The 24,693-nt window shown below is 57.2% G+C and carries 17 protein-coding genes and 1 other RNA gene; 14 read left to right on the top strand and 4 right to left on the bottom strand.

Translation table 11 applies throughout. From position 1 onward, the window contains the following. Window positions 1-42 precede the first annotated feature (42 nt). The 3 genes from CSK29544_RS16710 to selO all read left to right on the top strand — a co-directional run bounded on the left by CSK29544_RS16710 (window position 43) and on the right by selO (window position 3,416). Window positions 43-1,035, top strand: coding sequence for a LacI family DNA-binding transcriptional regulator (locus CSK29544_RS16710; RefSeq protein ID WP_255212327.1), 993 nt, complete (start codon window positions 43-45; stop codon window positions 1,033-1,035). A 151-nt stretch (window positions 1,036-1,186) separates the two neighbouring features. Beyond that, window positions 1,187-1,906 carry an EAL domain-containing protein gene (locus CSK29544_RS16705; RefSeq protein ID WP_007894065.1) on the top strand — a complete coding sequence of 240 codons (720 nt, stop codon included), beginning with the start codon at window positions 1,187-1,189 and terminating at the stop codon, window positions 1,904-1,906. 61 nt (window positions 1,907-1,967) lie between these two features. Further along, complete coding sequence (gene selO / locus CSK29544_RS16700) at window positions 1,968-3,416, top strand: protein adenylyltransferase SelO (protein ID WP_007894069.1); 1,449 nt, start codon at window positions 1,968-1,970, stop codon at window positions 3,414-3,416. Between the two features lie 71 nt (window positions 3,417-3,487). Here the strand turns inward: selO and CSK29544_RS16695 are convergent, their stop codons facing one another. Further along, the gene (locus tag CSK29544_RS16695) at window positions 3,488-4,534 is read right to left on the bottom strand and encodes a 3-deoxy-7-phosphoheptulonate synthase (protein ID WP_029038966.1); all 1,047 of its coding nucleotides are present in this window, start codon (window positions 4,532-4,534) and stop codon (window positions 3,488-3,490) included. Between the two features lie 154 nt (window positions 4,535-4,688). Continuing rightward, complete coding sequence (gene ppsR, locus CSK29544_RS16690; protein WP_004387810.1) at window positions 4,689-5,522, bottom strand: posphoenolpyruvate synthetase regulatory kinase/phosphorylase PpsR; 834 nt, start codon at window positions 5,520-5,522, stop codon at window positions 4,689-4,691. A gap of 332 nt (window positions 5,523-5,854) precedes the next feature. On the opposite strand from ppsR, the gene ppsA reads away from it, so the two are divergent. The 3 genes from ppsA to CSK29544_RS16675 all read left to right on the top strand — a co-directional run bounded on the left by ppsA (window position 5,855) and on the right by CSK29544_RS16675 (window position 12,213). Beyond that, window positions 5,855-8,233, top strand: a complete 2,379-nt coding sequence (gene ppsA, locus CSK29544_RS16685; RefSeq protein WP_029038965.1) for a phosphoenolpyruvate synthase — start codon at window positions 5,855-5,857, stop codon at window positions 8,231-8,233. 218 nt (window positions 8,234-8,451) lie between these two features. Continuing rightward, on the top strand, window positions 8,452-9,840 hold the full coding sequence (locus CSK29544_RS16680; RefSeq protein WP_004387808.1) for an MFS transporter: 1,389 nt from the start codon (window positions 8,452-8,454) through the stop codon (window positions 9,838-9,840). Window positions 9,841-9,843: 3 nt separating this feature from the next. Continuing rightward, window positions 9,844-12,213, top strand: a complete 2,370-nt coding sequence (locus CSK29544_RS16675) for a glycoside hydrolase family 3 N-terminal domain-containing protein (protein ID WP_029038964.1) — start codon at window positions 9,844-9,846, stop codon at window positions 12,211-12,213. Between the two features lie 15 nt (window positions 12,214-12,228). Here the strand turns inward: CSK29544_RS16675 and rprA are convergent. Then, window positions 12,229-12,336, bottom strand: an RNA gene (gene rprA / locus CSK29544_RS23225) — antisense sRNA RprA. A 183-nt stretch (window positions 12,337-12,519) separates the two neighbouring features. Next, window positions 12,520-13,638: an AI-2E family transporter YdiK gene (ydiK, locus tag CSK29544_RS16670; RefSeq protein WP_032975707.1), complete on the bottom strand. Its 1,119-nt coding sequence runs from the start codon at window positions 13,636-13,638 to the stop codon at window positions 12,520-12,522. Window positions 13,639-13,852: 214 nt separating this feature from the next. Between ydiK and ydiJ the strand changes: the two genes are divergently transcribed. The 8 genes from ydiJ (at window position 13,853) to sufS (ending at window position 24,682) form a co-directional block, all read left to right on the top strand. Beyond that, a complete protein-coding gene (gene ydiJ, locus CSK29544_RS16665; protein WP_007894095.1) occupies window positions 13,853-16,909 on the top strand; it encodes a D-2-hydroxyglutarate dehydrogenase YdiJ in 3,057 nt (1,018 codons plus the stop codon). Then, window positions 16,906-17,316 carry a 1,4-dihydroxy-2-naphthoyl-CoA hydrolase gene (menI, locus tag CSK29544_RS16660; protein WP_007894097.1) on the top strand — a complete coding sequence of 137 codons (411 nt, stop codon included), beginning with the start codon at window positions 16,906-16,908 and terminating at the stop codon, window positions 17,314-17,316. The genes ydiJ and menI overlap by 4 nt, the downstream gene beginning before the upstream one ends. Before the next feature lie 435 nt (window positions 17,317-17,751). Then, on the top strand, window positions 17,752-19,068 hold the full coding sequence (locus tag CSK29544_RS16655) for an AppA family phytase/histidine-type acid phosphatase (protein WP_029038963.1): 1,317 nt from the start codon (window positions 17,752-17,754) through the stop codon (window positions 19,066-19,068). A gap of 510 nt (window positions 19,069-19,578) precedes the next feature. Next, the gene (gene sufA, locus CSK29544_RS16650) at window positions 19,579-19,956 is read left to right on the top strand and encodes a Fe-S cluster assembly scaffold SufA (RefSeq protein ID WP_004386234.1); all 378 of its coding nucleotides are present in this window, start codon (window positions 19,579-19,581) and stop codon (window positions 19,954-19,956) included. Between the two features lie 2 nt (window positions 19,957-19,958). Then, window positions 19,959-21,449 (top strand): Fe-S cluster assembly protein SufB, encoded by a 1,491-nt coding sequence (gene sufB / locus CSK29544_RS16645; RefSeq protein ID WP_004386233.1) that lies wholly within the window; start codon window positions 19,959-19,961, stop codon window positions 21,447-21,449. A gap of 20 nt (window positions 21,450-21,469) precedes the next feature. Then, window positions 21,470-22,216 carry a Fe-S cluster assembly ATPase SufC gene (gene sufC, locus CSK29544_RS16640; protein ID WP_004386232.1) on the top strand — a complete coding sequence of 249 codons (747 nt, stop codon included), beginning with the start codon at window positions 21,470-21,472 and terminating at the stop codon, window positions 22,214-22,216. After that, window positions 22,191-23,465, top strand: coding sequence for a Fe-S cluster assembly protein SufD (gene sufD, locus CSK29544_RS16635; RefSeq protein WP_029038962.1), 1,275 nt, complete (start codon window positions 22,191-22,193; stop codon window positions 23,463-23,465). Before sufC ends, sufD begins: the two co-directional genes overlap by 26 nt. Further along, on the top strand, window positions 23,462-24,682 hold the full coding sequence (gene sufS / locus CSK29544_RS16630; RefSeq protein ID WP_004386230.1) for a cysteine desulfurase SufS: 1,221 nt from the start codon (window positions 23,462-23,464) through the stop codon (window positions 24,680-24,682). The genes sufD and sufS overlap by 4 nt, the downstream gene beginning before the upstream one ends. Window positions 24,683-24,693: the final 11 nt, after the last annotated feature.

Genomic DNA, 24,693 nt, shown 5'->3' with positions numbered 1-24,693 from the left:
TTTCGGGTACTATCAGGTGGCCTCACAGATGAAAGGGATCGCCTGATGGTTACTCTGGAAGATGTCGCCGCCCATGCGGGCGTGTCACGTGCCACGGTGTCGCGCGTGGTCAACGGCGACACCAACGTCAAATCACAAACCCGAGCGCGCGTCGAAGCGGCGATTCAGGCGCTCGGCTATTCGCCTAATCCGGCGGCGCGCGCGCTCGCTTCCAGCCAGAGCCATACCATTGGGCTCGTCACCACCTCTTACCGCGGCGGCTTTTTCGGCGCGCTGATGGATACCGTACAGAGCGAGGCGCAGCGCCACGGCAAACAGCTGCTGGTGACGCAGGGGCGTGACAGCGCGCAAAACGAACGTGACGCCATCAGCCAGCTCTATAACCTGCGCTGCGACGGCCTGTTGCTGCATGTGCGTATGCTGGAAGACGACGCGCTGCGCGCGATGGCGGCGGCGGGGCGACGCTTTGTCATCCTCGATCGCGACGTGCCGGGGCTGGAATCCCGCTGCGTCACGTTTGATCATCGGGGGGCCAGCGCGCTTGCCACCCGCTATTTTCTCACGCGTGGCCACACGGCCATTGCCTGTCTCCACGGCCCACTTTCACGCGCCTCCAGCCGTTTGCGTCTGCAGGGCTTTCTTGATGTCATGGAAACGGCAGGCCTGACGCCGGTGGCCTGTCTGGAGGCGGATTACTCGCTCCAGGGCGGCTATCTGAACATGCAGGCGCTGCTTGAGCGTCACCAGCCAACGGCGGTTTACTGCTGTAACGAAGAGATGGCCGTGGGGGCCATGCTCGCGATTAATGAAAAAGGCTTAAGGATCCCGCACGATATTTCCTGTATCTGTTATGACAGCGGCGAGCGCGCCGATTTTGTTCGTCCACGTCTGACCAGCGTTCACTTCCCAATTACGGAAATGGCACGTTACGGCGCGAAAAAATTACTGGAAGAAGAAACTGAGCAGCAAATATTCACGCCAAAAATGATGGAGCGTGATTCTGTAAAGGATCTGACTGGCGCTGGTGAAAAATGAAATACCAGGATAAGCTCATTCTGTAAGGAGTAATCTGAAATTGATGCCGAAACGGCAGGATAAATAGTCTAACAGAATCAACCTGGTTGCACGTGGTAGCGACTTAATACAGTATAGCGGGCTCCCATTAATAACGCGCAGGGCAGACAATATGATTGTTTCGCTCGATACACGGTATCAGTCTCATCTGCTGTTCGCCCCGATCGCCTACACTTCCGGGGGGCTGCTGGGCATGGAAGTTATTGCCCATTTTACCAGCCTGAATGCGCAGATTCGCTTTCCGACGGAATTCATTATCCCACGAATTAATTCTGAAGAAAGATTAATGCTTTTTTACGAAAAAATAAGTTTGCTTGAAAAGTGGCGTGAAGCATTTATAAAAAATTCGCTGTTCGCCGTTGTAAACATTGATCAGAAGATAGCCAGCGCCATTTTATCCAGCCCGACATTACGGGCGCGCCTCGCGCAATTACCGTTTCTTGAGTTAGGTATTAATGAGAATTTTCCTGAACTTAATAAGGGTAAAGAAAATAAAACGATGTTTTCACTTTCGCGTTATTTTCCATTAATGCTGAGCAACTTTGGTGCTGGTGCTGCCACGGGGCGCGCGATCTTCGACGGTCTGTTCCGCCGGGTCGCACTCGATAAAACGTTCGTGCAGAAACGCCGCGCGGGCGGGATGTTTGAGCCGTTTATGTATGCGATCGCCAATCAGGTCGGCCCCAGTTGCCAGACGCTGATCCTGCCTGGTGTCGATAACGATGAAACATTAGAAGAAGCGCGCCGTCTCGGTTTTAGTGGCGCTCAGGGCACACTGTGGCCCGCAATGGATGGTGAAACTCTCGTTCTGACACTCGCTATGGCGCAATAACCTTAAACCTCTACCGTGTTTAACGCCTCCATAACGCACTACACTTAGTGCAGGAGGAGCCATGAGCCAACATCCCCGTTTTACCGCCACCTGGCGCGATGAACTGCCAGGTTTTTATACAGAATTAACGCCCACGCCACTCAACAACAGCCGTCTGCTCTGTCATAACGCGCCGCTGGCGCAGGCGCTGGAACTCCCGGAAACGCTGTTTGACTATCAGGGCCCGGCGGGTGTCTGGGGCGGCGAAACGCTGCTGCCGGGCATGGCGCCGCTGGCACAGGTTTACAGCGGCCATCAGTTCGGCGTCTGGGCAGGCCAGCTCGGCGATGGTCGCGGCATTTTGCTCGGCGAACAGCAGCTCAGCGATGGCCGCAAACTGGACTGGCATCTGAAAGGCGCGGGCCTCACACCCTATTCACGGATGGGCGATGGCCGCGCGGTGCTGCGCTCGACGGTGCGCGAATTTCTCGCCTCAGAAGCGATGCACGGGCTTGGTATTCCCACCACCCGCGCGCTCAGTATCGTCACCAGCGACACGCCGGTGCGTCGTGAAACCACCGAGCGCGGCGCGATGCTGATGCGCATCGCCGAAAGCCATGTGCGCTTCGGCCATTTCGAGCATTTTTACTACCGCCGTGAACCGGAGCGCGTCCGTGAACTGGCGCAGTATGTGATTGAACACCACTTCGCACACCTGGTGCAGGAGGAAGATCGTTTCGCGCTCTGGTTTGGTGAGGTCGTCACGCGCACCGCACAACTGATGGCGAGCTGGCAGTGCGTCGGTTTCGCACACGGTGTAATGAACACCGACAACATGTCGATCCTCGGGCTGACGATGGATTACGGCCCTTACGGTTTTCTCGATGACTACCAGCCGGGCTTTATCTGCAACCATACGGATTACCAGGGGCGTTACGCCTTTGACAACCAGCCGGGCGTTGGCCTGTGGAACCTGCAACGTCTGGCGCAGGCGCTTTCGCCGATTATTCCGGCGGAGCGGCTCAATGCGCTGCTGGACGATTATCAGCCCGCGCTGCTGCGCGAGTGGGGCCGCCAGATGCGCGCTAAACTCGGCTTTACCGTCGAAAAAGAGGGCGACAACGACTATCTGCGCGAGCTGCTTACCCTGATGGCGTGCGAAGGGAGCGACTACACGCGCACCTTCCGAATGCTGAGTGAGACGGAACAGCACTCGTCCGCCTCGCCACTGCGCGATGAGTTTATTGACCGCGCCACCTTTGACGCCTGGTTTGCCCGCTACCGCGCGCGGCTGGAAGAAGAGGGCGTGGAGGATGATGCGCGTCAGCGGCTGATGAAATCCGTCAACCCGGCGCTGGTGCTGCGCAACTGGCTGGCCCAGCGCGCCATCGAAGCCGCGGAGCGTGACGACGCCAGCGAGCTGTCACGACTGCTGGAGGCGCTGCGTAACCCTTTCGCCGACCGCGATGATGACTACACCCATCGCCCGCCGGACTGGGGTAAGCATCTGGAAGTGAGCTGTTCAAGCTGATGCTTTAACGTCGGCGCATAAAAAAGGGAAACCCTGGGTTTCCCTTTTAATATCCACGCAGAAAGCACTTTTCAGAGACGGCTTTCCACCGCCCTGGCGAGCCGTTCCAGCAGCGTTTCGCTGTCATCCCAGCCAAGGCACGGGTCGGTAATCGACTGGCCGTAGGTGAGCGGCGTGCCCGGTGTGATTTTCTGGGTGCCTTCAACCAGAAAGCTTTCCACCATCACGCCTGCGATACCGGTTGAGCCCGCGCGGATCTGCTGGCAGATATCATCACAGACATCGAGCTGACGGCGATGCTGTTTCTGACAGTTGCCGTGGCTGAAATCCACCACCAGCCGCTGCGGTAAATCAAATTCCCGCAGCGCTTCACAGGCGTCGCTAATGGCTTCGGCATGATAATTCGGCGTTTTCCCGCCGCGCATAATGATATGCCCGTACGGGTTGCCGCTGGTCTGGTAAATCGTCATCCGGCCATGTTTATCCGGCGAGAGGAACATATGGCTGGTGCGCGCGGCGCGAATGGCATCCACCGCGATACGCGTGTTGCCGTCGGTGCCGTTTTTAAAGCCTACCGGGCACGAGAGCGCCGAGGCCATTTCGCGGTGGATCTGGCTCTCGGTGGTGCGCGCGCCGATAGCGCCCCAGCTAATGAGATCAGAAATATACTGGCCGACCACCATATCGAGAAACTCGGTGGCGGTCGGCACGCCCAGTGCGTTCACCTCGAGCAGCAGACGGCGCGCCTGTTCGATACCGTGATTCACGCGGTAGCTGCCGTTCAGATCCGGGTCGGAGATCAGGCCTTTCCAGCCCACCACGGTGCGCGGCTTCTCAAAGTAGGTACGCATGACGATTTCCAGACGGGAATCGTATTTCTCGCGCGCTCGCGCCAGACGGTGGGCGTAATCAATGGCCGCGTGTGGATCGTGAATCGAGCAGGGGCCAATAATCACCAGCAGGCGCGGGTCTTCACCGTTAAGGATTTTTTCAATGCGACGACGGGCGTCAAGCACATGGCCTGCGACCGCCGGCGTCACGGGGTAGCGTTCTGCGAGTTCCGCCGGGGTAATCAGGCTGTCGATGCGCGCAGTACGAAGTTCATCGGTTTTAATCATGGGTGTCTCAGAATCTGTTGCTTCATCGGCATCAGTGCCGGAAGTGATGGGCATCACGATAAACCAATCCGCCCTGAATACAAGGCTATTAAAAGATTCACCGGGCCACGTGACGTTACCCTAACACAGACTCTCGCACCTTTGTACTAGTTTGTCAGTACATGCGGCGATTAAGCCCCATGATGTCGAGGATTTTGGTGGCGATCTCTTCCACCGAATAGTTGGTACTGTTGATGTAGCGGATCTGATGTTTGCGGTAGAGCGCTTCCACTTCGGCCACTTCCATCCGGCACTGACGCATCGAGGCGTAGCGGCTGTTCTCGCGCCGTTCTTCGCGAATGGCCGCCAGCCGCTCCGGGTTAATCGTCAGCCCAAACAGCTTATGCTGGAACGGGCGCAGCGCCGCCGGAAGATTGAGGTTATCCATATCGTCGGCGATAAAGGGGTAGTTGGCGGCCCGGATGCCGAATTGCATCGCCAGATAGAGGCTGGTGGGCGTTTTGCCGCAGCGTGAGACGCCAAGCAGGATCACCTGCGCCTGATCGAGATTGCGCATCGAAATACCGTCGTCATGGGCGAGCGTGTAATCAATCGCCGCGATGCGCGCATCATATTTATTCAGGTTGGCGGGGTTGAGACCGTGGGTGCGGTGGGCGACGGGCGACGGATCGAGACGAAGCTCTTCCTGAAGCGGGGCGACCAGCGCCTGAACGATGTCCTGACAAAATCCCTGGCTTTGCAGAATAATCTCGCGCACCTCGGGCAGCACGATGGAGTAGAAGACCAGCGGGCGCACGCCGGTCTGCTGGTAGATGGCGTCAATCTGCTCTTTCACCGCTCTGGCGCGGCTCTCGTTTTCCACAAACGGCAGGGTAATGCTGTTGATGCTGACCGGGAATTGCGACATCACCGCATGGCCTAATACTTCTGCGGTGATAGCGGTTCCATCAGAAATATAAAAGACCTGGCGATCGACAACATTATCCATTGTATCCGTCCTTAATTCAGGTTGAGTATCATCTTAAGCATAAAATAATGCTTATTCCGGGGGCATGGCACTTCTCTTATTTTTAACATTGAAACGCTGTTTTTATTTTAAGTGAACGCCGCGTTTCATTTTTAAAATATCACTGTAAATCATAGTCCAAACCAGTAAGCCAGCCTAATCAAGCAGTTACCAAATCCAGAATTTATCTGAAAATTTGAAATTTTCAATTTGCTTGAACGATTCACCGTTTTTCCCGCAGCGTTTTCTATGCCAGGCTAAAACGGCTGTCAGGTGTTTCTTAATTCCGTTCATATCATAAAAGGATTGCTTCGATGTCCAACAATGGCTCGTCATCGCTCATACTTTGGTATAACCAGCTCGGCATGAATGATGTAGACAGAGTTGGGGGCAAAAACGCCTCCCTCGGTGAAATGATTACTAACCTGTCCGGCATGGGCGTTTCTGTGCCTAACGGGTTTGCGACCACTGCCGTGGCGTTTAATCAGTTCCTCGAAAGCCGTGGCGTTAACCAGCGTATCTATGAACTGCTGGATAAAACCGATATCGACGACGTCACTGAGCTCGCGAAAGCGGGCGCGCAGATCCGTCAGTGGATTATCGATACCCCCTTCCAGCCGGAGCTGGAGCAGGCGATCCGCGAAGCTTATGAGCAGCTCTCCGCCGATGACGCCGACGCCTCCTTTGCGGTGCGCTCGTCCGCCACCGCCGAAGATATGCCGGACGCCTCCTTCGCAGGCCAGCAGGAAACTTTCCTTAACGTACAGGGCATCGATGCGGTGATGGTGGCGGTGAAACATGTGTTCGCCTCGCTGTTTAACGACCGCGCCATCTCTTACCGCGTGCATCAGGGATACGATCACCGCGGCGTCGCGCTCTCGGCGGGCGTGCAGCGCATGGTGCGCTCCGATCTCGCCGCCTCTGGCGTGATGTTCTCCATTGATACCGAATCGGGCTTCGACCAGGTAGTGTTTATCACCGCCGCGTATGGTCTTGGTGAAATGGTAGTGCAGGGCGCGGTCAACCCTGACGAATTCTACGTGCATAAACCGGGGCTGGCGGAAGGCCGTCCGGCGATTGTGCGCCGCACCATGGGCTCGAAAAAAATCCGTATGGTGTATGCCGATACCCAGGAGCACGGCAAGCAGGTGCGCATCGAAGATGTGCCGCAGGCCGAACGCGACCGTTTCTGCATCACGCCGGAAGAGGTGCAGGAGCTGGCGAAACAGGCCGTACAGATTGAGAAACACTATGGCCGCCCGATGGATATCGAGTGGGCTAAAGACGGCCATACCGGCAAGCTGTTTATCGTGCAGGCGCGCCCGGAAACCGTGCGTTCGCGCGGCCAGGTGATGGAGCGCTACACGCTGCATTCCCAGGGGAAAGTGGTAGCGGAAGGCCGCGCCATCGGCCACCGCATCGGCGCGGGAACCGTGAAGGTGATCCACGACATCAGCGAGATGAACCGCATTCAGCCGGGCGATGTGCTGGTCACCGACATGACCGACCCGGACTGGGAACCTATCATGAAAAAAGCGGCGGCGATTGTCACCAACCGCGGCGGGCGCACCTGTCACGCGGCGATTATCGCCCGTGAGCTGGGCATTCCGGCGGTGGTCGGCTGCGGCGACGCCACCGAGCGCATTAAAGATGACGAAAAAGTGACGGTTTCCTGCGCCGAAGGGGATACCGGCTACGTCTATGCCGATCTTCTCGATTTCAGCGTCAAAAGCTCCAGCGTCGATACCATGCCGGATCTGCCGCTGAAAGTGATGATGAACGTCGGCAACCCGGACCGCGCGTTTGATTTCGCCTGCCTGCCGAATGAAGGCGTGGGCCTCGCGCGTCTCGAATTTATCATCAACCGTATGATTGGCGTGCACCCGCGCGCGCTGCTGGAGTTCGACCAGCAGGAGCCGGCGCTGCAAAACCAGATCCGCGAGATGATGAAAGGCTTCGACAGCCCCGTGGAGTTCTACGTGGGCCGTCTGACGGAAGGCATCGCGACACTCGGCGCGGCGTTCTGGCCGAAGCGCGTGATTGTGCGTCTGTCTGACTTTAAATCCAACGAATACGCCAACCTGGTGGGCGGCGAGCGTTACGAGCCGCATGAAGAAAACCCGATGCTCGGCTTCCGTGGGGCGGGGCGTTATGTGGCCGACAGCTTCCGCGACTGCTTCGCGCTGGAGTGTGAGGCGGTTAAACGCGTGCGCAACGAGATGGGCCTCACTAACGTGGAGATCATGATCCCGTTCGTGCGTACTGTGGATCAGGCGAAAGCGGTGGTGGACGAACTGGCGCGCCAGGGGCTGAAGCGCGGCGAGAACGGCCTGAAAGTCATTATGATGTGCGAAATTCCGTCCAACGCCCTGCTGGCCGAGCAGTTCCTTGAGCACTTCGATGGCTTCTCGATTGGCTCTAACGACATGACGCAGCTCGCGCTCGGCCTCGACCGCGATTCCGGCGTGGTCTCGGAGCTTTTCGACGAGCGTAACGACGCCGTGAAAGCGCTGTTGTCGATGGCGATCCGCGCCGCGAAAAAGCAGGGCAAATATGTCGGTATTTGCGGTCAGGGCCCGTCGGACCACGAGGATTTCGCCGCCTGGTTAATGCAAGAGGGGATCGATTCGCTCTCGCTTAACCCGGATACCGTGGTGCAAACCTGGCTGAGTCTGGCCGAGCTAAAAAAATAATTGCGATATATTTTCAAACCCGCCTGATGGCGGGTTTTTTATTTGCAACGGGTAATTTGCACCACATCACAAATACGGGAAAAAGCAAAAAATCATAAACTGGCTGTGGATTTCTGCAATTGTTGGGGGGCGGCACGTTCACAATACTTAGGCCTGATATCGCACCCGTAGTTTGCGTGCGAGAAACACGCTTTCTAACGTTGATAAGGCCAATAATAATGAACCTCACCTCTGCTCTTACGACAAAAGATAAAATAGGATACGGCTTAGGCGATATGGCGAGCGCGCTCGTCTGGCAAACCGCCACGCTATTTCTCGCCTATTTCTATACCGATGTTTTCGGCCTGCCTGCCGCGATCATGGGCACCATGTTTTTACTGGTCAGGGCGGTGGATGCGTTTGTCGATCCGTGCATCGGCGCGCTGGTGGACCGCACCCGCACCCGCTATGGACGTTTTCGTCCGTGGCTGCTCTGGTTCGCCATTCCATTTGGCGTCTGCTGTCTGATTACCTTCTATGTGCCGCAGGCGAGCGAAACCACCAAAATTGTTTACGCCTGCGTCACTTACAGCCTGCTGAGCCTCGTCTATTCGGCGATTAACGTCCCGTACTGCGCCATGCCCGGCTCGCTGACGATGGACCCGCGCGAGCGCCATTCCCTGCAATCCTGGCGCTTTGGGCTGTCGTTTATCGGCGGGCTTATCGTCACCGTCATCGCGCTGCCGATGGTCGACTGGCTTGGCAGCGGCGATGCGCAGAAAGGCTATTTCTACGCGATGGGGCTGATGGGATTACTGGGCGTGGTGCTCTTTTTCTGCTGTTTTTTCATGACCCGCGAGCGCTATCTGCCCGTAAATGACGCCAGTAGTTCAATGCTCAAGGATTTAAAACTGCTGGCGGCCAACAGCCAGTGGCGCATCATATTCCTGTTCAATATTTTATTATTAACCGCAGTGGTGACGCGCGGCTCCGCGACCATGTATTACGTGAAATATGTTCTTCTGCGCCCGGATTTAGTGTTTGTATTTATTGTCTCCGGCATGGTGGCGAATCTTACCGGTGCGTTATTATCTGAGCGCCTGCTCGGGAAATATGACCGCGTGCGTTCCTACCAGTGGACGATTATTAGCTTCGTGGTTCTTGCCGCGCTGATATTCTTTATTCCCCCAACCGCCGTCTGGTTAATTTTCGCCATTAATATCGTCTTTAGCTTTATTCAGAACCTGACCACGCCGCTGCAGTGGACCATGTTTTCCGACGTGGTGGATTACGAAGAGCACCGCAGCGGGCGTCGCCTCGACGGCCTGGTCTTCTCTACCGCGCTGTTCGCCATCAAGCTGGGTCTCGCGCTCGGCGGGGCCGTGGTGGGGTGGATCCTCGGCATGGTCGATTATCTGCCAAACCAGGCGACCCAGAGCGCCAGCGTGCTGACCACCATTAACGCGCTGTTCACACTCATTCCGTGTGCGCTCTTTTTACTGATGGCGCTGCTGCTCTGCTTCTATCAGCTCAGCAGCCGTCGCGTGGCGGCTATCGCCGCGGAGCTGGTGCAAAAACGCCAGTTGCGTGAAGACACCCCTTCTCTCAAGCCTGCTATTCAGGAGTAACCGATGACAATCTATAAGGACCCAACCCGTCCGGTGGCTGAACGCGTCGCCGATTTGCTCGCCCGCATGACGCCGGAGGAGAAATTCGCCCAGATGCACGCTTACTGGCTGGTGTTGTCGCCGGATGGCGATCACCGGGAGCGTACCGACCTGAGCGATGAGTTTTCCGGGGCTACCCAACAGGCGGCGCTGGCGGAGCGGCTTAAACGCGGCGCAGGGCAGATAACGCGCCCGCTCGGCACGCATATCGTCGCACCGCGCGAAGGCGTGCGCGCCGCCAACCGGCTACAGCGGATGCTGGTGGAAGAAACGCGGCTTGGCATCCCGGCCATGTTCCACGAAGAGTGTCTGGTGGGGCTGTTGTGTAAAGACGCGACGCTGTTTCCGTCCTCGCTCAACTACGGCTCGACCTGGGACCCGGAACTGGTGGAACAGGCCGCGCAGGCGATTGGCCAGGAGGCGCGGGCTGTCGGCTGCCATCAGGGGCTGGCACCGGTGCTGGATGTCTCGCGCGATGTGCGCTGGGGCCGCACGGAAGAGACTTTCGGCGAAGATCCGTGGCTGGTGGGGCTGATGGCGACGCACTATGTGAAAGGGTTACAGGGGCCAAAGCGCGACCTGCTGGCGACGCTCAAACACTATGTTGGCCACTCCTTCAGCGAGGGCGCGCGCAACCATGCGCCGGTACATCTCGGGTATTGCGAACTGAGTGATACCTTCCTGCTGCCGTTTGAGATGGCGGTGAAGCTGGCACACGCCGGTTCAGTGATGCCCGCTTACCACGATATCGACAACGTGCCGACGCACGCCGACGATTTCCTCCTCACCAAAGTGCTGCGTGAACAGTGGGGCTTCGACGGCATTATTGTTGCCGACTACGGCGGCGTGAGTCTGCTGCATCAGCATCACGGCGTGGCGCAGGACGCGGCGCACTCGGCGGCGCTCGCCTTCAACGCCGGTCTGGATATCGAGCTGCCGAAAGATGACTGCGCGCGCCATCTGGCGCAGGCGCTGGAACGCGGGCTGATAACGATGGAAAAAGTCGATGAAATTGTCGCGCGCGTGCTGGCAGAGAAATTCCGTCTTGGGCTGTTTGAGCATCCTTACGCCGATGAGAATGACATCGTGCTGCAAAGCGACGACACGCGCCGCATCGCCCGTGAGGTAGCGGCGCGTTCCCTGACGTTGCTTGAAAATAATGGCGTGTTGCCGCTTAAAGGCACGCCGCGCGTGGCGGTTGTCGGGCCGACGGCGGACGATCCGCTGGCGCTGCTGAGCGGCTACAGCTTTCCGGTGCATCTCATTATCAGCGATATGCTGGAGCAGACCAGTCAGGTGACGACGCCGCTGGCTGCGCTGCGCGAACAGCCAAGCATCGCGCTGACGGGTTACGCGAAAGGGTGCCATATCATTGAAAAACGCATGGCGGGCGCGCCGGTTTTCCCCGGCGACAGCAGCGAAAAACCGATGCAGCAGTCGCCGGTCTCAGACGATGTGTCGCTGATCCCCGAGGCGGTGCGGCTCGCCACCGAAAGCGATGTGGTGCTGGCGTTTGTAGGCGATCTCTCCGGGCTTTTCCAGAGCGGCACCGTGGGCGAAGGCTCTGACACCGACAGCCTGCAACTGCCGGGCGTGCAGCAACAGCTGCTGGAAGCGCTGGTGGAGACCGGCAAACCGGTGGTGGTCGTGATGACCGGCGGGCGGCCTTATCACCTGGGCGGGCTGGAGTCGCGCGTTGCGGCGTGGGTGATGGCCTGGGCGCCGGGGCAGGAGGGCGGCCACGCGATTGCGGATCTGCTGACCGGGAAGCGCGAGCCGCAGGGGCGGCTGGTCGTATCGGTGCCGAAAAGCGCGGGCGCGATGCCTTACTATTACAATCACAAGCTCAAAAGCGGCGGCACGCCTTACGCGTTTCACTTCGGCTCGCGCTACCCGTTCGGCTACGGCAAAACCTGGACAATGTTCCGCTACGGCGAGCTGGAAATCGCGCAGTCGCGCGTGCCGATGAATGGCGATGTTGAGGCATCTGTCACCGTCACTAACAGCGGTACGCAGCCGGGCAGCGAGGTGGTGCAGCTCTATGTGCGCGATAACGTGGCGTCGCTGGTACGGCCGGTGCAGGAGCTGAAAGCCTTCGGGCGGGTCTCGCTTGCGCCTGGCGAGAGCGCGCGCGTTACGTTCCGCATCCCTGTCGATATGCTTAATTTCACGAGCCGCGATGGTGTTCGCATTGTCGAGCCTGGCGAGTTTGAAATTCGCGTTGGCGCTAACAGTGGCGATATCCGCAGCCGTGGCACCGTGACGGTGGAAGGGGAAACACACGTGCTCGGAAATAACTGGCGTATGCTGAGTGAGTGTTGTGTTGAGCAATAATTAACCAGTCACAGAATAAAAAAAAGCCCATCGTGGGAGATGGGCAAAGACTACACACAGCAATTCGTTGTTTCACTCAGGGGATTTCCATGTTTATAAATCAAGACGTTGATTTATAACCGTGGATTAATAGTAGGCTTATCCATTTTTAGCGTCGATCAGATTCGTCTCAATAGTTCAGCGTTAATGAATTATTAAAGACTCAAACCACGGGATTTACGATAAATCACGGGTCTGACCAGTAGGGAAGTGAAATAATTAATAAGCAATACTTAAGTAAAAGGCGGGTTTCCCCGCCTGCGTTTTTTACTGTGCGGTTTTCTCTTTGTCGCTCTCTTCGAGCGCTTCGATAACCGTTTCTGAATCATCCTCCGGCAGCGGCGCTTCACGCACCCAGACGGAGAACAAACGCCAGGATACCGCCAGCAATACCGGGCCGATAAACAGGCCAATCATGCCAAATGCAATCAGCCCGCCGATAACCCCTGAGAGGATCAGCACCATCGGCAGATCGGCACCCATACGAATCAGCATCGGGCGGATAATGTTATCGAGCGTGCCGACGACGGCGCTCCAGATAAGCAGTACGGTGCCCCAGGTGGCGTCGCCGCTCCAGTAGAGCCAGATAATCGCCGGAACCAGTACCGGCAGCGGCCCAAGCTGTACCAGGCAGCTTAAGATCATCACGACCGTCAGCAGCGTGGCATAAGGGATGCCGGAAATCGCCAGCCCGATACCACCCAGCACGCCCTGCACCAGCGCCGTGACGACGACACCGAGCGCCACGGCGCGGATCGCCTGGCCTGCCAGCAGCACGGCCGCGTCGCCGCGCTTCGAGGCAAGACGAATGGCGAAATGCCGAATGCCATACGCCACCTGTTCGCCCCGCCAGTAGAGCAGGGCGCTGAACAGCAGCATCAGGCCGCAATGCATCAGCAGTCTGCCCAGATGCGCCGCCTGGCCGATAAACCAGCCGGTCGTCGTGCCAAGATACGGGCGCACTTTCGCCATAATGGCCGAGCCGCCGCTCTCCACAAGGTTATGCCAGCCAAGATAAAGTTTATTGCCGATATAGGGGATGCTGTTAAGCCAGGCCAGATCCGGGATCGTCATCTTCCCGGACGTCAGCCAGTGGATAAACGGCCCGCTGCTGTCCACAAGACTGTTAACCAGCAGCGCCACCGGGATCACAAACAGCATGATAAGGATAAGCACCATCACCAGGACGGCGAGTGAGCGTCTGCCCCACAGCATCTTCTGCAGCCGCAGCAACAGCGGCCAGGTGGCGATGACCACCGTTCCTGCCCAGGCGAAGCCCAGAATAAAGGGCTGCACAATCCACAGGCAGGCGATGATCATGACCGAGAGAAACAACACGGACAGCAGAATTTGCGGCACGTCCATGGGCTGTCGAAGTTTTACCATAAACCACATTCACCTTTTGTCATTCGCGTTACGCCCGAACAGGCGCTCCCGCCCCATGTGGGGCGCTCTTATGATGAGTGATTTCCGCGCATTTGGATAGCCGCACGCCTGGCGCATTTCTGGCAGGCATGACATGTAAAAATGTGATACAACCTTGAAGGCACAACGCAAACGATAACTTCCAACATCTCATTGTCAGGCAGGTTCAGGATCCATGATCCCACAAATTTCTCAGGCACCCGGGCTGGTACAGGTGGTGCTGAATTTTTTGCAGGCACTGGAGCAACAGGGTTTTACCGGCGATACCGCCACGAACTACGCCGATCGCCTCACGATGGCGACCGACAACAGTATCTACCAGCTCCTTCCCGACGCGGTGATTTTCCCCCGCTCCACCGCCGATGTGGCGCTGATGGCGCGTCTCGCCGCCGAACCGCGCTTTAAATCGCTGATTTTCACCCCGCGCGGCGGCGGCACCGGCACCAACGGCCAGTCCCTGAATCAGGGGATCGTGGTCGATATGTCGCGCTACATGAACCGCATTATTGAAATCAACCCGGAACAGGGTTGGGTGCGCGTCGAAGCGGGCGTTATCAAAGATCAGCTTAACGAATACCTGAAGCCCTTCGGCTATTTCTTCTCGCCGGAGCTTTCCACCAGCAACCGCGCCACGCTTGGCGGGATGATCAATACCGATGCCTCAGGGCAAGGCTCGCTGGTATACGGAAAAACGTCCGATCACGTACTTGGCGTGCGTGCGGTGCTGCTGGGCGGCGATATTCTGGATACCCAGGCGATGCCAACCGCGCTTGCCGAAGAGCTGGGCCGCGCGCAGACCACGCTCGGGCGCGTTTACCACACCGTACTGGAGCGCTGCCGCGAGCAGCGCGCGCTGATCCTGGAGAAGTTTCCGAAGCTCAACCGCTTCCTCACCGGCTACGACCTGCGTCACGTCTTTAACGACTCACTTTCAGAATTTGACCTGACCCGTATTCTGTGCGGATCGGAAGGTACGCTGGCGTTTATCACCGAAGCGCGGCTCGATATCACGCCGCTGCCGAAAGTGCGCCGTCTGGTCAACGTTAAATATGACTCTTTCGATTCCGCACTGCGCAGCGCGCCGTTTATGGTCGAGGCGCAGGCGCTGTCGGTGGAAACCGTCGATTCCCGCGTGCTGAACCTGGCGCGTGAAGATATCGTCTGGCATTCGGTGCGCGAGCTGATTACCGACGTGCCGGACAAAACGATGCTCGGTCTTAATATCGTGGAATTCGCCGGCGATGACGAAGCGCTGATTGACCAGCGCGTTGAAGCGCTGTGCGCGCGGCTCGATGAGTTTATGGCGCAGGAGCAGGGCGGCATCATTGGCTGGCAGGTCTGCCGGGATCTCTCGGGCGTCGAGCGTATCTACGCGATGCGTAAAAAAGCGGTCGGGCTGCTGGGTAACGCCAAAGGGCTCGCCAAGCCGATCCCGTTTGCTGAAGATACCTGCGTTCCGCCGGAGCATCTGGCCGATTACATCGCCGAGTTCCGCGCGCTGCTGGACGGTCACGGGCTGAGCTACGGCATGTTTGGCCATGTGGACGCGGGTGTGCTGCATGTGCGTCCGGCGCTGGATATGTGCGATCCGCAGCAGGAAGTCCTGATGAAGCGCATCTCTGATGAGGTTGTGGCGCTCACCGCCCGCTACGGTGGCCTGTTGTGGGGCGAGCACGGCAAAGGCTTTCGTGCGGAATATAGCCCGGCGTTTTTCGGCGAAACGCTGTATGACGAACTGCGGCGCATCAAGGCGGCATTCGACCCGGATAACCGCCTGAACCCTGGTAAAATCTGTGCGCCATATGGCCTCGACGCGCCGATGATGAAGGTGGATGCGGTGAAACGCGGCACGTTTGATCGCCAGATCCCGCTCGCGGTGCGCACCTCCTGGCGCGGCGCGATGGAGTGCAACGGTAATGGCCTGTGTTTCAATTTTGATGTGAAAAGCCCGATGTGCCCGTCGATGAAAATCACCAGCAATCGCATTCACTCGCCGAAAGGGCGCGCGACGCTGGTGCGCGAGTGGCTGCGGCTGCTCTCCGACCGTGGCGTTGACCCGCTGGCGCTCGAAAAAGCGCTGCCGCAAAAGCGCGCCAGTCTGCGCTCGCTCATTGAGCGCACCCGCAATAGCTGGCACGCCGAACGCGGTGAATATGACTTCTCGCACGAGGTGAAAGAGGCGATGAGCGGCTGTCTCGCCTGTAAAGCCTGCTCCACCCAGTGCCCGATTAAAATCGACGTGCCGGAGTTCCGGTCGCGCTTTTTGCAGCTTTACCACACGCGCTATCTACGCCCGGTGCGCGACCACCTGATTGCCACGGTGGAAAGCTACGCGCCGCTGATGGCCCGCGCGCCGAAAACCTTTAACTTCTTTATGAGCCAGCCGTGGGTGCGTTCACTTTCGGAACGGCATATCGGCATGGTCGACCTGCCGCTGCTCTCTACGCCGACGCTGCAACAGCAACTGGTGGGGCATCGCAGCGCGGGCATGACGCTTGAAGAGCTGGAACGCCTCACCGAAGCCGAAAAAGCGCGCACCGTGCTGGTGGTGCAGGATCCGTTCACCAGCTATTACGACGCGCAGGTGGTGGCCGATTTCGTGCGGCTGTGCGAAAAGCTCGGCTTCCAGCCGGTGGTCTTGCCGTTCTCGCCGAACGGCAAAGCGCAGCACATCAAAGGCTTTCTCCAGCGTTTCGCCCGCACCGCGCGGAAAACGGCTGATTTCTTAAACCGCGTCGCGGCGCTCGGCATGCCGATGGTGGGCGTCGATCCGGCGCTGGTGCTGTGCTATCGCGATGAATATAAGCAGACGCTTGGCGAGACGCGCGGCGAATTCCACGTGCAGCTGGTGCATGAGTGGCTTACCACCGCGCTGGCGGAGCGCCCGGCTTCGCCCGTGGGTGGTGAGCCGTGGTATCTCTTTGGCCACTGTACGGAAGTGACCGCGCTGCCGGGCACCGCCGGGCAGTGGGCCGCGATTTTCGCCAAATTCGGCGCGAAGCTTGAAGGCGTGAACGTCGGCTGCTGCGGCATGGCGGGCACCTACGGCCATGAGGTGAAAAACCACGCCAACTCGCTCGGTATCTATGAGCTGTCGTGGCACCAGGCGATGCAGCGGCTGCCGCGCACGCGGTGTCTCGCCACGGGCTATTCGTGCCGCAGCCAGGTGAAACGTATCGAGGGCAGCGGCGTGCGCCATCCATTACAGGCGCTACTGGGGATGATTGTATGATCTGGCGACGTACCGCGACGCTTGAGGCGCTCAACGCCATGGGCGCGAATAATATGGTCGGGCTGCTCGATATCCGTTTTACCCGGCTCGATGAGCGTGAGATTGAAGCCACCATGCCGGTGGACAACCGCACGCATCAACCGTTTGGGCTGCTGCACGGCGGCGCGTCGGTGGTGCTGGCGGAAACGCTCGGCTCGGTGGCGGGTTATCTCTGCACCGAGGGCGAGCAGAAGGTCGTCGGGCTTGAAGTTAACGCCAATCACCTGCGCAGCGTGCGCAGTGGCCGCGTGCGCGGCGTCTGCCGCGCGGTGCATGTCGGGCGGCGTCATCAGGTGTGGCAGATAGAGATCTTCGACGAGCAGGAGCGCCTCTGCTGTTCATCACGGCTGACGACGGCGGTGGTGTAGATTTCGCTCCGGCATAAAAAGCGCCAGAGATGGCGCTTTTTTAGTATTTCCTGACCAGTCTGTCGATTTTTCTGATTTGCCCAGCGCTTTCACTGTTATTACTTTTGATTGTGGTCTGTAGATTTCATTTTTATAGTGAAACTCTATTAAACATCTTATTTCACCTTTTTATTTCTATAAAAAGTCATCACCTCATCAGTTAAATCACACACGCCGATTTTATCAGAGGCACAGGTAAGTATTTAATCTGAAATAATCCATGCTTGCGATTGTTTTAAGTGGTGAATAATAGCGGGACAGGTAATGAGCTCACCCTCTTATACAAGGAGAACCACTGGAAAAGTGGCGTGTCAGGTGTTCTGCTGTGATAAAATAACAAGCAAAGAATGCCTGTTTTAGCGATTTATGGTTCCTTAACTATAAGGTTGGCTGACAATGAAAACGCTATTTCTTCATTTATTCCTCTTCATTTTTATTTTCATGCCTGGTGTTTTCCCGTTACATGCGCAAGGGGCTGATAAAATGAAGCTTGAACGCGTAGTGATAGTCAGTCGCCACGGAGTCAGAGCGCCAACAAAGTTTACGCCGTTAATGCAGGAGGTCACACCTTACCCCTGGCCTCAATGGGATGTTCCGCTGGGCTGGTTGACGGCCCGGGGCGGTGAGCTTGTCACCGAACTGGGACGATACCAAAAGAGAGTACTCCTCGATAAAAGGATTCTGGAAAGTCACGGATGTCCTTCACCTGAGCAGGTGGCCGTTATTGCAGATACCGATCAGCGCACGCGTAAAACCGGTGAGGCATTTCTGGCTGGATTTGCGCCGGGATGTCAAAATAAAGTTCATTATCAAAAAGAGCTTGATAAAAAAGATCCCCTGTTCAATCCAGTAAAAACGGGTGTGTGCTCGTTTAATGTATCAAAGACCAGGGAAGCGATTCTGGCACGGGCGGAAGGAAATATTGAACGGTACACGCAGCGTTATGACTCTGCATTCCGTACTCTGGAACAGGTGCTCAATTTCTCACAGTCAGCAGCATGCAAATCACCACGTCAGCCTGGCTGCACGCTCACGGGAGTGTTACCTTCAGAACTCAGCGTTTCTCCAGATAACGTCTCATTATCCGGCGCATGGAGCCTGTCTTCCACGCTGACCGAAATATTTCTGTTGCAAGAGGCGCAGGGAATGCCAGAGGTCGCATGGGGGCGGATTCACGGCGAGAAACAATGGACAGAATTATTACGTCTGCATAATGCTCAGTTCGATCTTTTGCAAAGAACGCCTGAAGTTGCACGTACCAGAGCAACTCCACTGCTCGATTTGATAAGCCGGGCATTAATCAGCAATGGGGCAACAGAAAATCCTTACGGTATTAAATTGCCCGTCTCTTTATTATTTATTGCGGGGCATGACACTAATATTGCCAATCTCAGTGGGGTATTCGATCTTAACTGGTCTTTACCCGGTCAGCCTGATAATACGCCTCCAGGCGGGGAGCTGGTTTTCGAAAGATGGAAGCGAGTAAGTGATAATACTGACTGGATCCAAATTTCTTTTTTTTATCAGACCTTTCAACAGATGCGAGAGTTTAAGTCTTCTTCATCATCCTCTTTACCATACAAAATTGTGCTTCCGTTGCCCTCCTGTCAGGATAAAAATGCTGAGGGAATGTGCTCGTTAAAACGCTTTAATGACATTGTGCAGACAATACGTGTTCCAGAATGTGCAGTCATGGCTGAGATAAACCGATAAATATCTTTCACGGGGTGTTGAGGAGATAAAAGCGCGTGACAGGCAGATGTACGCTTAAAAGCGAATTTTGGGGCAGACATGCCTTTGGAGTAAATTTGCGGGCAAAAATCGTCCCAGGGCGTGTTTTGAGGCGAACGTTTGAGGCGAAATAGTGCCCGCATAAGCTCATGCTCGTCCTCAACACTCTTTCAGTCCACAGTAAAATAAGTGTTTGATTTACCGTTGCCCAAGGAATCTATAGCATAAATAGGTATAAACGATACATCTTTTCCTCAGACGCTCACGCTGCCGCTTAATCTCTTCGTCTCTCTTGTTAATTTATTGATAAATAAAAATATTTTCTCGCCATTTTTGCCCGCTGCACGCTCGCAGAGAGGGTCTATGCTTAATGAAAGTGTTCAAAAAGTGCCGTTTAGGGTAATACCCCTGATGCGCAGAGGTTGAAGTGAGAATTATTACCACTAACATAGCGTTATCGCCCGAAAGGCACTCACTCCAGGAGGCAGACCTATGGAATCACAAACCGGTACGTTCAACCCCGCTGAGTTTAACTGGCAGGGCCTGACGATGACCCCAGACGCGGCCAGACATATTCGCGACTTAATGGCGCAGAAGCCGGGTCTGCTGGGGGTGCGTCTTAGCGTTAAACAGAGTGGCTGCGCCGGGTTTGGCTATGTGCTGGACACCGTCAGCGAGCCGAAAGACGAAGACCTCGTGTTCGAGACCGATGGCGCGCGGCTTTATGTTCCGCTTCAGGCGATGCCGTTTATCGACGGCACCGAAGTGGATTACGTGCGCGAAGGCTTAAATCAGATTTTCAAATTCAATAACCCTAAAGCGCAGCACGCGTGCGGCTGCGGTGAAAGTTTTGGGGTCCAGGCGGAGTAATTATGTCCCGTAACAGTGAAGCAACTGACGATGTGAACACCTGGAGCGGCCCCCTGAACTATAAAGAGGGCTTCTTTACCCGGCTTCAGACCGATGAACTGGCGCACGGCATCAGCGAAGAGGTGGTGCGCGCCATTTCAGCCAAACGCAACGAGCCTGAGTGGATGCTCGAATTTCGCCTGAGCGCGTACCGCGCCTGGCTTGAGATGGAAGAGCCGCACTGGCTGCACGCGCATTACGACAAACTGAATTATCAGGACTACAGCTACTATTCTGCCCCCTCCTGCGGCCATTGCGACGACGCCTGTGCCTCACAGCCGGGCGCGGTGCAGCAGCCGGGCGGCAACAATAACAGCTACCTGACGCAGGAAGTGGAAGAGGCGTTTAACCAGCTCGGCGTACCGGTGCGTGAAGGCCGGGAAGTGGCGGTGGACGCCATTTTTGACTCCGTTTCCGTCGCCACCACCTACCGCGACAAGCTGGCAGAGCAGGGCATTATCTTCTGCTCGTTCGGCGAAGCGATTCACGATCACCCGGAGCTGGTGAAGAAATACATCGGCACCGTCGTGCCGTCGAACGATAACTTCTTCGCCGCGCTGAACGCGGCAGTCGCCTCCGACGGCACCTTTATCTACGTGCCGAAAGGCGTGCGCTGCCCGATGGAGCTCTCCACCTATTTTCGTATCAACGCCGAGAAAACCGGCCAGTTCGAACGCACCATTCTGGTGGCGGATGAAGGCAGCTACGTGAGCTATATCGAAGGCTGTTCCGCGCCGGTGCGCGACAGCTACCAGCTTCACGCGGCGGTGGTGGAAGTCATCATCCATAAAGACGCTGAAGTGAAATATTCGACGGTGCAGAACTGGTTCCCCGGCGATAACAACACCGGCGGCATCCTGAACTTCGTGACCAAGCGCGCGCTGTGCGAAGGCGAAAACAGCAAGATGTCCTGGACGCAATCGGAAACCGGTTCGGCCATCACCTGGAAATACCCGAGCGTCATCCTGCGCGGCGACAACTCCATCGGCGAGTTCTACTCGGTGGCGCTGACCAGCGGCCATCAGCAGGCGGATACCGGCACCAAGATGATCCACATCGGTAAAAACACCAAATCGACGATCATCTCTAAAGGCATCTCCGCCGGCAAAAGCCAGAACAGTTATCGCGGCCTGGTAAAAATTATGCCGACCGCCACCAACGCCCGTAACTTCACGCAGTGCGACTCGATGCTGATTGGCCCGGACTGCGGCGCGCATACCTTCCCGTATGTCGAGTGCCGCAACAACAGCGCCCAGCTTGAGCACGAGGCAACTACGTCGCGTATCGGCGAAGACCAGCTGTTCTACTGCCTGCAGCGCGGGATCAGCGAAGAAGACGCTATCTCCATGATCGTTAACGGCTTCTGTAAGGATGTCTTCTCAGAGCTGCCGCTGGAATTCGCGGTCGAAGCGCAAAAATTATTAGCCATTAGCCTTGAGCACAGCGTCGGCTAAGGTAAGAAAAAGGATAAGACATGTTAAGCATCAAAGATTTACAGGTCAGCGTGGAAGAGAAGGCGATCCTGCGCGGTTTGAACCTTGAAATAAAACCAGGGGAAGTACACGCCATCATGGGGCCGAACGGCTCCGGCAAAAGTACGCTTTCCGCAACGCTCGCCGGGCGCGAAGATTATGAAATCACCGGCGGCGAAGTGCGTTTCAAAGGCAAAGATCTGCTGGAGCTGTCGCCGGAAGAGCGCGCAGGCGAAGGCATCTTTATGGCGTTTCAGTATCCGGTAGAAATTCCGGGCGTCAGCAACCAGTTCTTCCTGCAAACCGCGCTGAATGCGGTGCGCGAATACCGCGGCCAGGAAGAGCTTGATCGTTTCGATTTCCAGGATCTGATGGAAGAGAAAATCAAGCTGCTGCAAATGCCGGAAGACTTGCTGACCCGTTCCGTTAACGTGGGTTTCTCCGGCGGTGAGAAAAAGCGTAACGACATTCTGCAAATGGCGGTGCTGGAGCCAGACCTGTGTATTCTCGATGAAACCGACTCGGGCCTGGACATCGACGCCCTGAAAATCGTCTCCGAAGGCGTGAACGCGCTGCGCGACGGTAAGCGTTCATTCATCATCGTCACCCACTATCAGCGCATTCTGGACTACATCAAGCCCGACTTCGTCCATGTGCTCTACCAGGGGCGCATTGTGAAGTCTGGCGACTTCTCTCTGGTCAAACAGCTGGAGGAGCAGGGCTATGGCTGGCTTACCGAACAGCAGTAACGCGCTGCAACAGTGGCATCGCCTGTTTGAAGCGCAGGGCGGTGAGCGCTCAGAAGAGGCGCGCGAGCATCTGCAACAGCTGCTGCGCCTCGGCCTTCCGACCCGTAAACATGAAGACTGGAAATACACGCCGCTCGACGGCCTGCTGAAGCACGATTTCGTGGCACCCGCTGCCGAGGCGCTAAGCCAGGAAGCACTGAGCGCGCTGGCGCTGCCCGTTGACGCGCTGCGCCTGGTGTTTATTGATGGCCGCTTCGCGCCGGAACTGAGCGACGCGACGGACAACAGCGGCTTTGAGATAAGCGTGAACGACAGCCGCCGCGGGCTGACCACGCCGGTGCAGCCGGAGGCGTTTTTACACCTGACCGAAAGCCTGGCGCAGAGCGTAACGCATATCCACGTGGCGCGTAACCAGAAGCCGTCAAAAGCGCTTCTGTTGATGCACATCAGCGCGGGCCGTGCGGGCGATGAAATCAACACCGTACATTATCGTCATCATCTGGAGCTTGCCGAAGGCGCGCAGGCGACGGTTATCGAGCATTACGTCAGCCGTGACGAAAAACCGCACTTCACCGGCGCGCGCCTGACCATGCAGGTGGGCGCTAACGCGCAGCTTAATCACTATAAGCTCGCGTTTGAAAACCCGGTGAGCTGGCACTTCGCGCATAACGATTTAATCGTGTCGCAGGATGCCCATGCCGCCAGCAGCAGCTATCTGCTGGGCGCGGGCGTATTGCGCCACAACACCAGCACGCAGCTCAACGGCGAGAACATTACGCTTCGCGTGAACAGTCTGGCGCTGCCGGTGAATAACGAGGTGTGCGACACCCGCACCTGGCTTGAGCACAACAAAGGCTACTGCAACAGCCGTCAGCTGCATAAAACCATCGTGCGTGATAAAGGCCGCGCGGTCTTTAACGGGCTGATTAAAGTGGCGCAGCATGCCATTAAGACCGACGGGCAGATGACCAACAACAACCTGCTGCTTGGCAGGCTGGCGGAAGTGGACACCAAACCGCAGCTGGAAATTTACGCCGATGACGTGAAATGCAGCCACGGCGCTACCGTGGGTCGCATCGACGACGAACAGATGTTCTATCTGCGCTCGCGCGGTATCAACGAACAGGCGGCGCAGCAGATGATCATTTACGCCTTTGCCGCGGAGCTGACCGAAAGCATCCACGACGAAGCGCTGAAACAGCAGGTGCTGGCGCGTATCGGTCAGCGCTTTGCAGGGGGAGAGGCATGAGTTTTTCTCTACAGCAGATCCGCAGCGATTTCCCGGTTCTGGCACGTGAGGTCAACGGCCAGCCGCTGGCCTATCTCGACAGCGCCGCCAGCGCGCAGAAGCCGACAGCGGTGATTGAGGCTGAGGCGGAGTTCTACCGCCACGGTTACGCGGCGGTGCATCGCGGTATCCATACCCTGAGCGCGGACGCGACCCAGCGTATGGAAGCTGTGCGCACTCGCGCCGCGCAGTTCATTAACGCGCGCCTGCCGGAAGAGATTGTATTCGTGCGCGGCACCACCGAGGGGATCAACCTGGTGGCGAACAGCTGGGGCAATAGCCAGCTGCGCGCGGGCGATAACCTGATCGTCACGGCGATGGAGCATCATGCCAATATCGTGCCCTGGCAGATGCTCTGCGCACGTACCGGCGCTGAGCTTCGCGTGTTGCCGATTAACCAGGACGGCACGCTACAGCTCGATAAACTGCCGTCGCTGATGGATGAGCGCACCCGCCTGCTGGCGGTGACGCACGTCTCTAACGTGCTCGGCACCGAAAACCCGATCGCGGACATTATCGCGACGGCGCATCAGGCGGGCGTCAAAGTGCTGGTGGACGGCGCGCAGGCGGTGATGCACCACAAAGTAGACGTACAGGCGCTGGACTGCGATTTCTATCTCTTCTCCGGCCATAAGCTTTACGGGCCGACCGGGATCGGCATTCTCTACGCCAAAGAAGAGATTCTCCAGGCGATGCCGCCGTGGGAAGGGGGCGGGGCGATGATAGCGACCGTCAGCCTGACCGAAGGCACCACCTGGGCGGCAGCGCCGTGGCGGTTTGAAGCCGGAACGCCGAACACGGGCGGCATTATCGCCCTTGGCGCGGCGATGGATTATGTCGATGCCATTGGCCTTGAGAATATTCACGATTACGAGCGCACGCTGATGGCGTATGCGCTGCGCGAGTTGCAGGCGGTGCCGGACTTACAGATTTATGGCCCTCAGGAACGCCTTGGCGTTATCGCGTTTAATCTTGGCAAGCACCACGCCTATGACGTGGGCAGTTTTCTCGATAATTACGGTATTGCGGTACGTACCGGCCACCACTGCGCGATGCCGCTAATGGAGTTCTACGGCGTGCCTGCGATGTGCCGCGCGTCGCTCGCGATGTACAATACCGAAGATGAAGTGGACCGGCTGGTGGCCGGGCTTATCCGCATTCATCGTTTGTTAGGCTAAAAGGAGCGAGA

The sequence above is a fragment of the Cronobacter sakazakii genome (assembly GCF_000982825.1).
Taxonomy (GTDB): domain Bacteria; phylum Pseudomonadota; class Gammaproteobacteria; order Enterobacterales; family Enterobacteriaceae; genus Cronobacter; species Cronobacter sakazakii.
Note: the sequence above shows the minus strand (reverse complement) of the source record. Positions and strands in the feature narration are given on the sequence as shown.

What these genes read in the sequence shown, in the direction of transcription:
- CSK29544_RS16705 (WP_007894065.1), top strand. Translation starts at nt 1,187, where the DNA reads ATGATTGTTTCGCTCGATACACGGTATCAGTCTCATCTGCTGTTCGCC.
- selO (WP_007894069.1), top strand. Translation starts at nt 1,968, where the DNA reads ATGAGCCAACATCCCCGTTTTACCGCCACCTGGCGCGATGAACTGCCA.
- CSK29544_RS16695 (WP_029038966.1), bottom strand. Translation starts at nt 4,534, where the DNA reads ATGATTAAAACCGATGAACTTCGTACTGCGCGCATCGACAGCCTGATT.
- ppsR (WP_004387810.1), bottom strand. Translation starts at nt 5,522, where the DNA reads ATGGATAATGTTGTCGATCGCCAGGTCTTTTATATTTCTGATGGAACC.
- ppsA (WP_029038965.1), top strand. Translation starts at nt 5,855, where the DNA reads ATGTCCAACAATGGCTCGTCATCGCTCATACTTTGGTATAACCAGCTC.
- CSK29544_RS16680 (WP_004387808.1), top strand. Translation starts at nt 8,452, where the DNA reads ATGAACCTCACCTCTGCTCTTACGACAAAAGATAAAATAGGATACGGC.
- CSK29544_RS16675 (WP_029038964.1), top strand. Translation starts at nt 9,844, where the DNA reads ATGACAATCTATAAGGACCCAACCCGTCCGGTGGCTGAACGCGTCGCC.
- ydiK (WP_032975707.1), bottom strand. Translation starts at nt 13,638, where the DNA reads ATGGTAAAACTTCGACAGCCCATGGACGTGCCGCAAATTCTGCTGTCC.
- ydiJ (WP_007894095.1), top strand. Translation starts at nt 13,853, where the DNA reads ATGATCCCACAAATTTCTCAGGCACCCGGGCTGGTACAGGTGGTGCTG.
- menI (WP_007894097.1), top strand. Translation starts at nt 16,906, where the DNA reads ATGATCTGGCGACGTACCGCGACGCTTGAGGCGCTCAACGCCATGGGC.
- CSK29544_RS16655 (WP_029038963.1), top strand. Translation starts at nt 17,752, where the DNA reads ATGAAAACGCTATTTCTTCATTTATTCCTCTTCATTTTTATTTTCATG.
- sufA (WP_004386234.1), top strand. Translation starts at nt 19,579, where the DNA reads ATGGAATCACAAACCGGTACGTTCAACCCCGCTGAGTTTAACTGGCAG.
- sufB (WP_004386233.1), top strand. Translation starts at nt 19,959, where the DNA reads ATGTCCCGTAACAGTGAAGCAACTGACGATGTGAACACCTGGAGCGGC.
- sufC (WP_004386232.1), top strand. Translation starts at nt 21,470, where the DNA reads ATGTTAAGCATCAAAGATTTACAGGTCAGCGTGGAAGAGAAGGCGATC.
- sufD (WP_029038962.1), top strand. Translation starts at nt 22,191, where the DNA reads ATGGCTGGCTTACCGAACAGCAGTAACGCGCTGCAACAGTGGCATCGC.
- sufS (WP_004386230.1), top strand. Translation starts at nt 23,462, where the DNA reads ATGAGTTTTTCTCTACAGCAGATCCGCAGCGATTTCCCGGTTCTGGCA.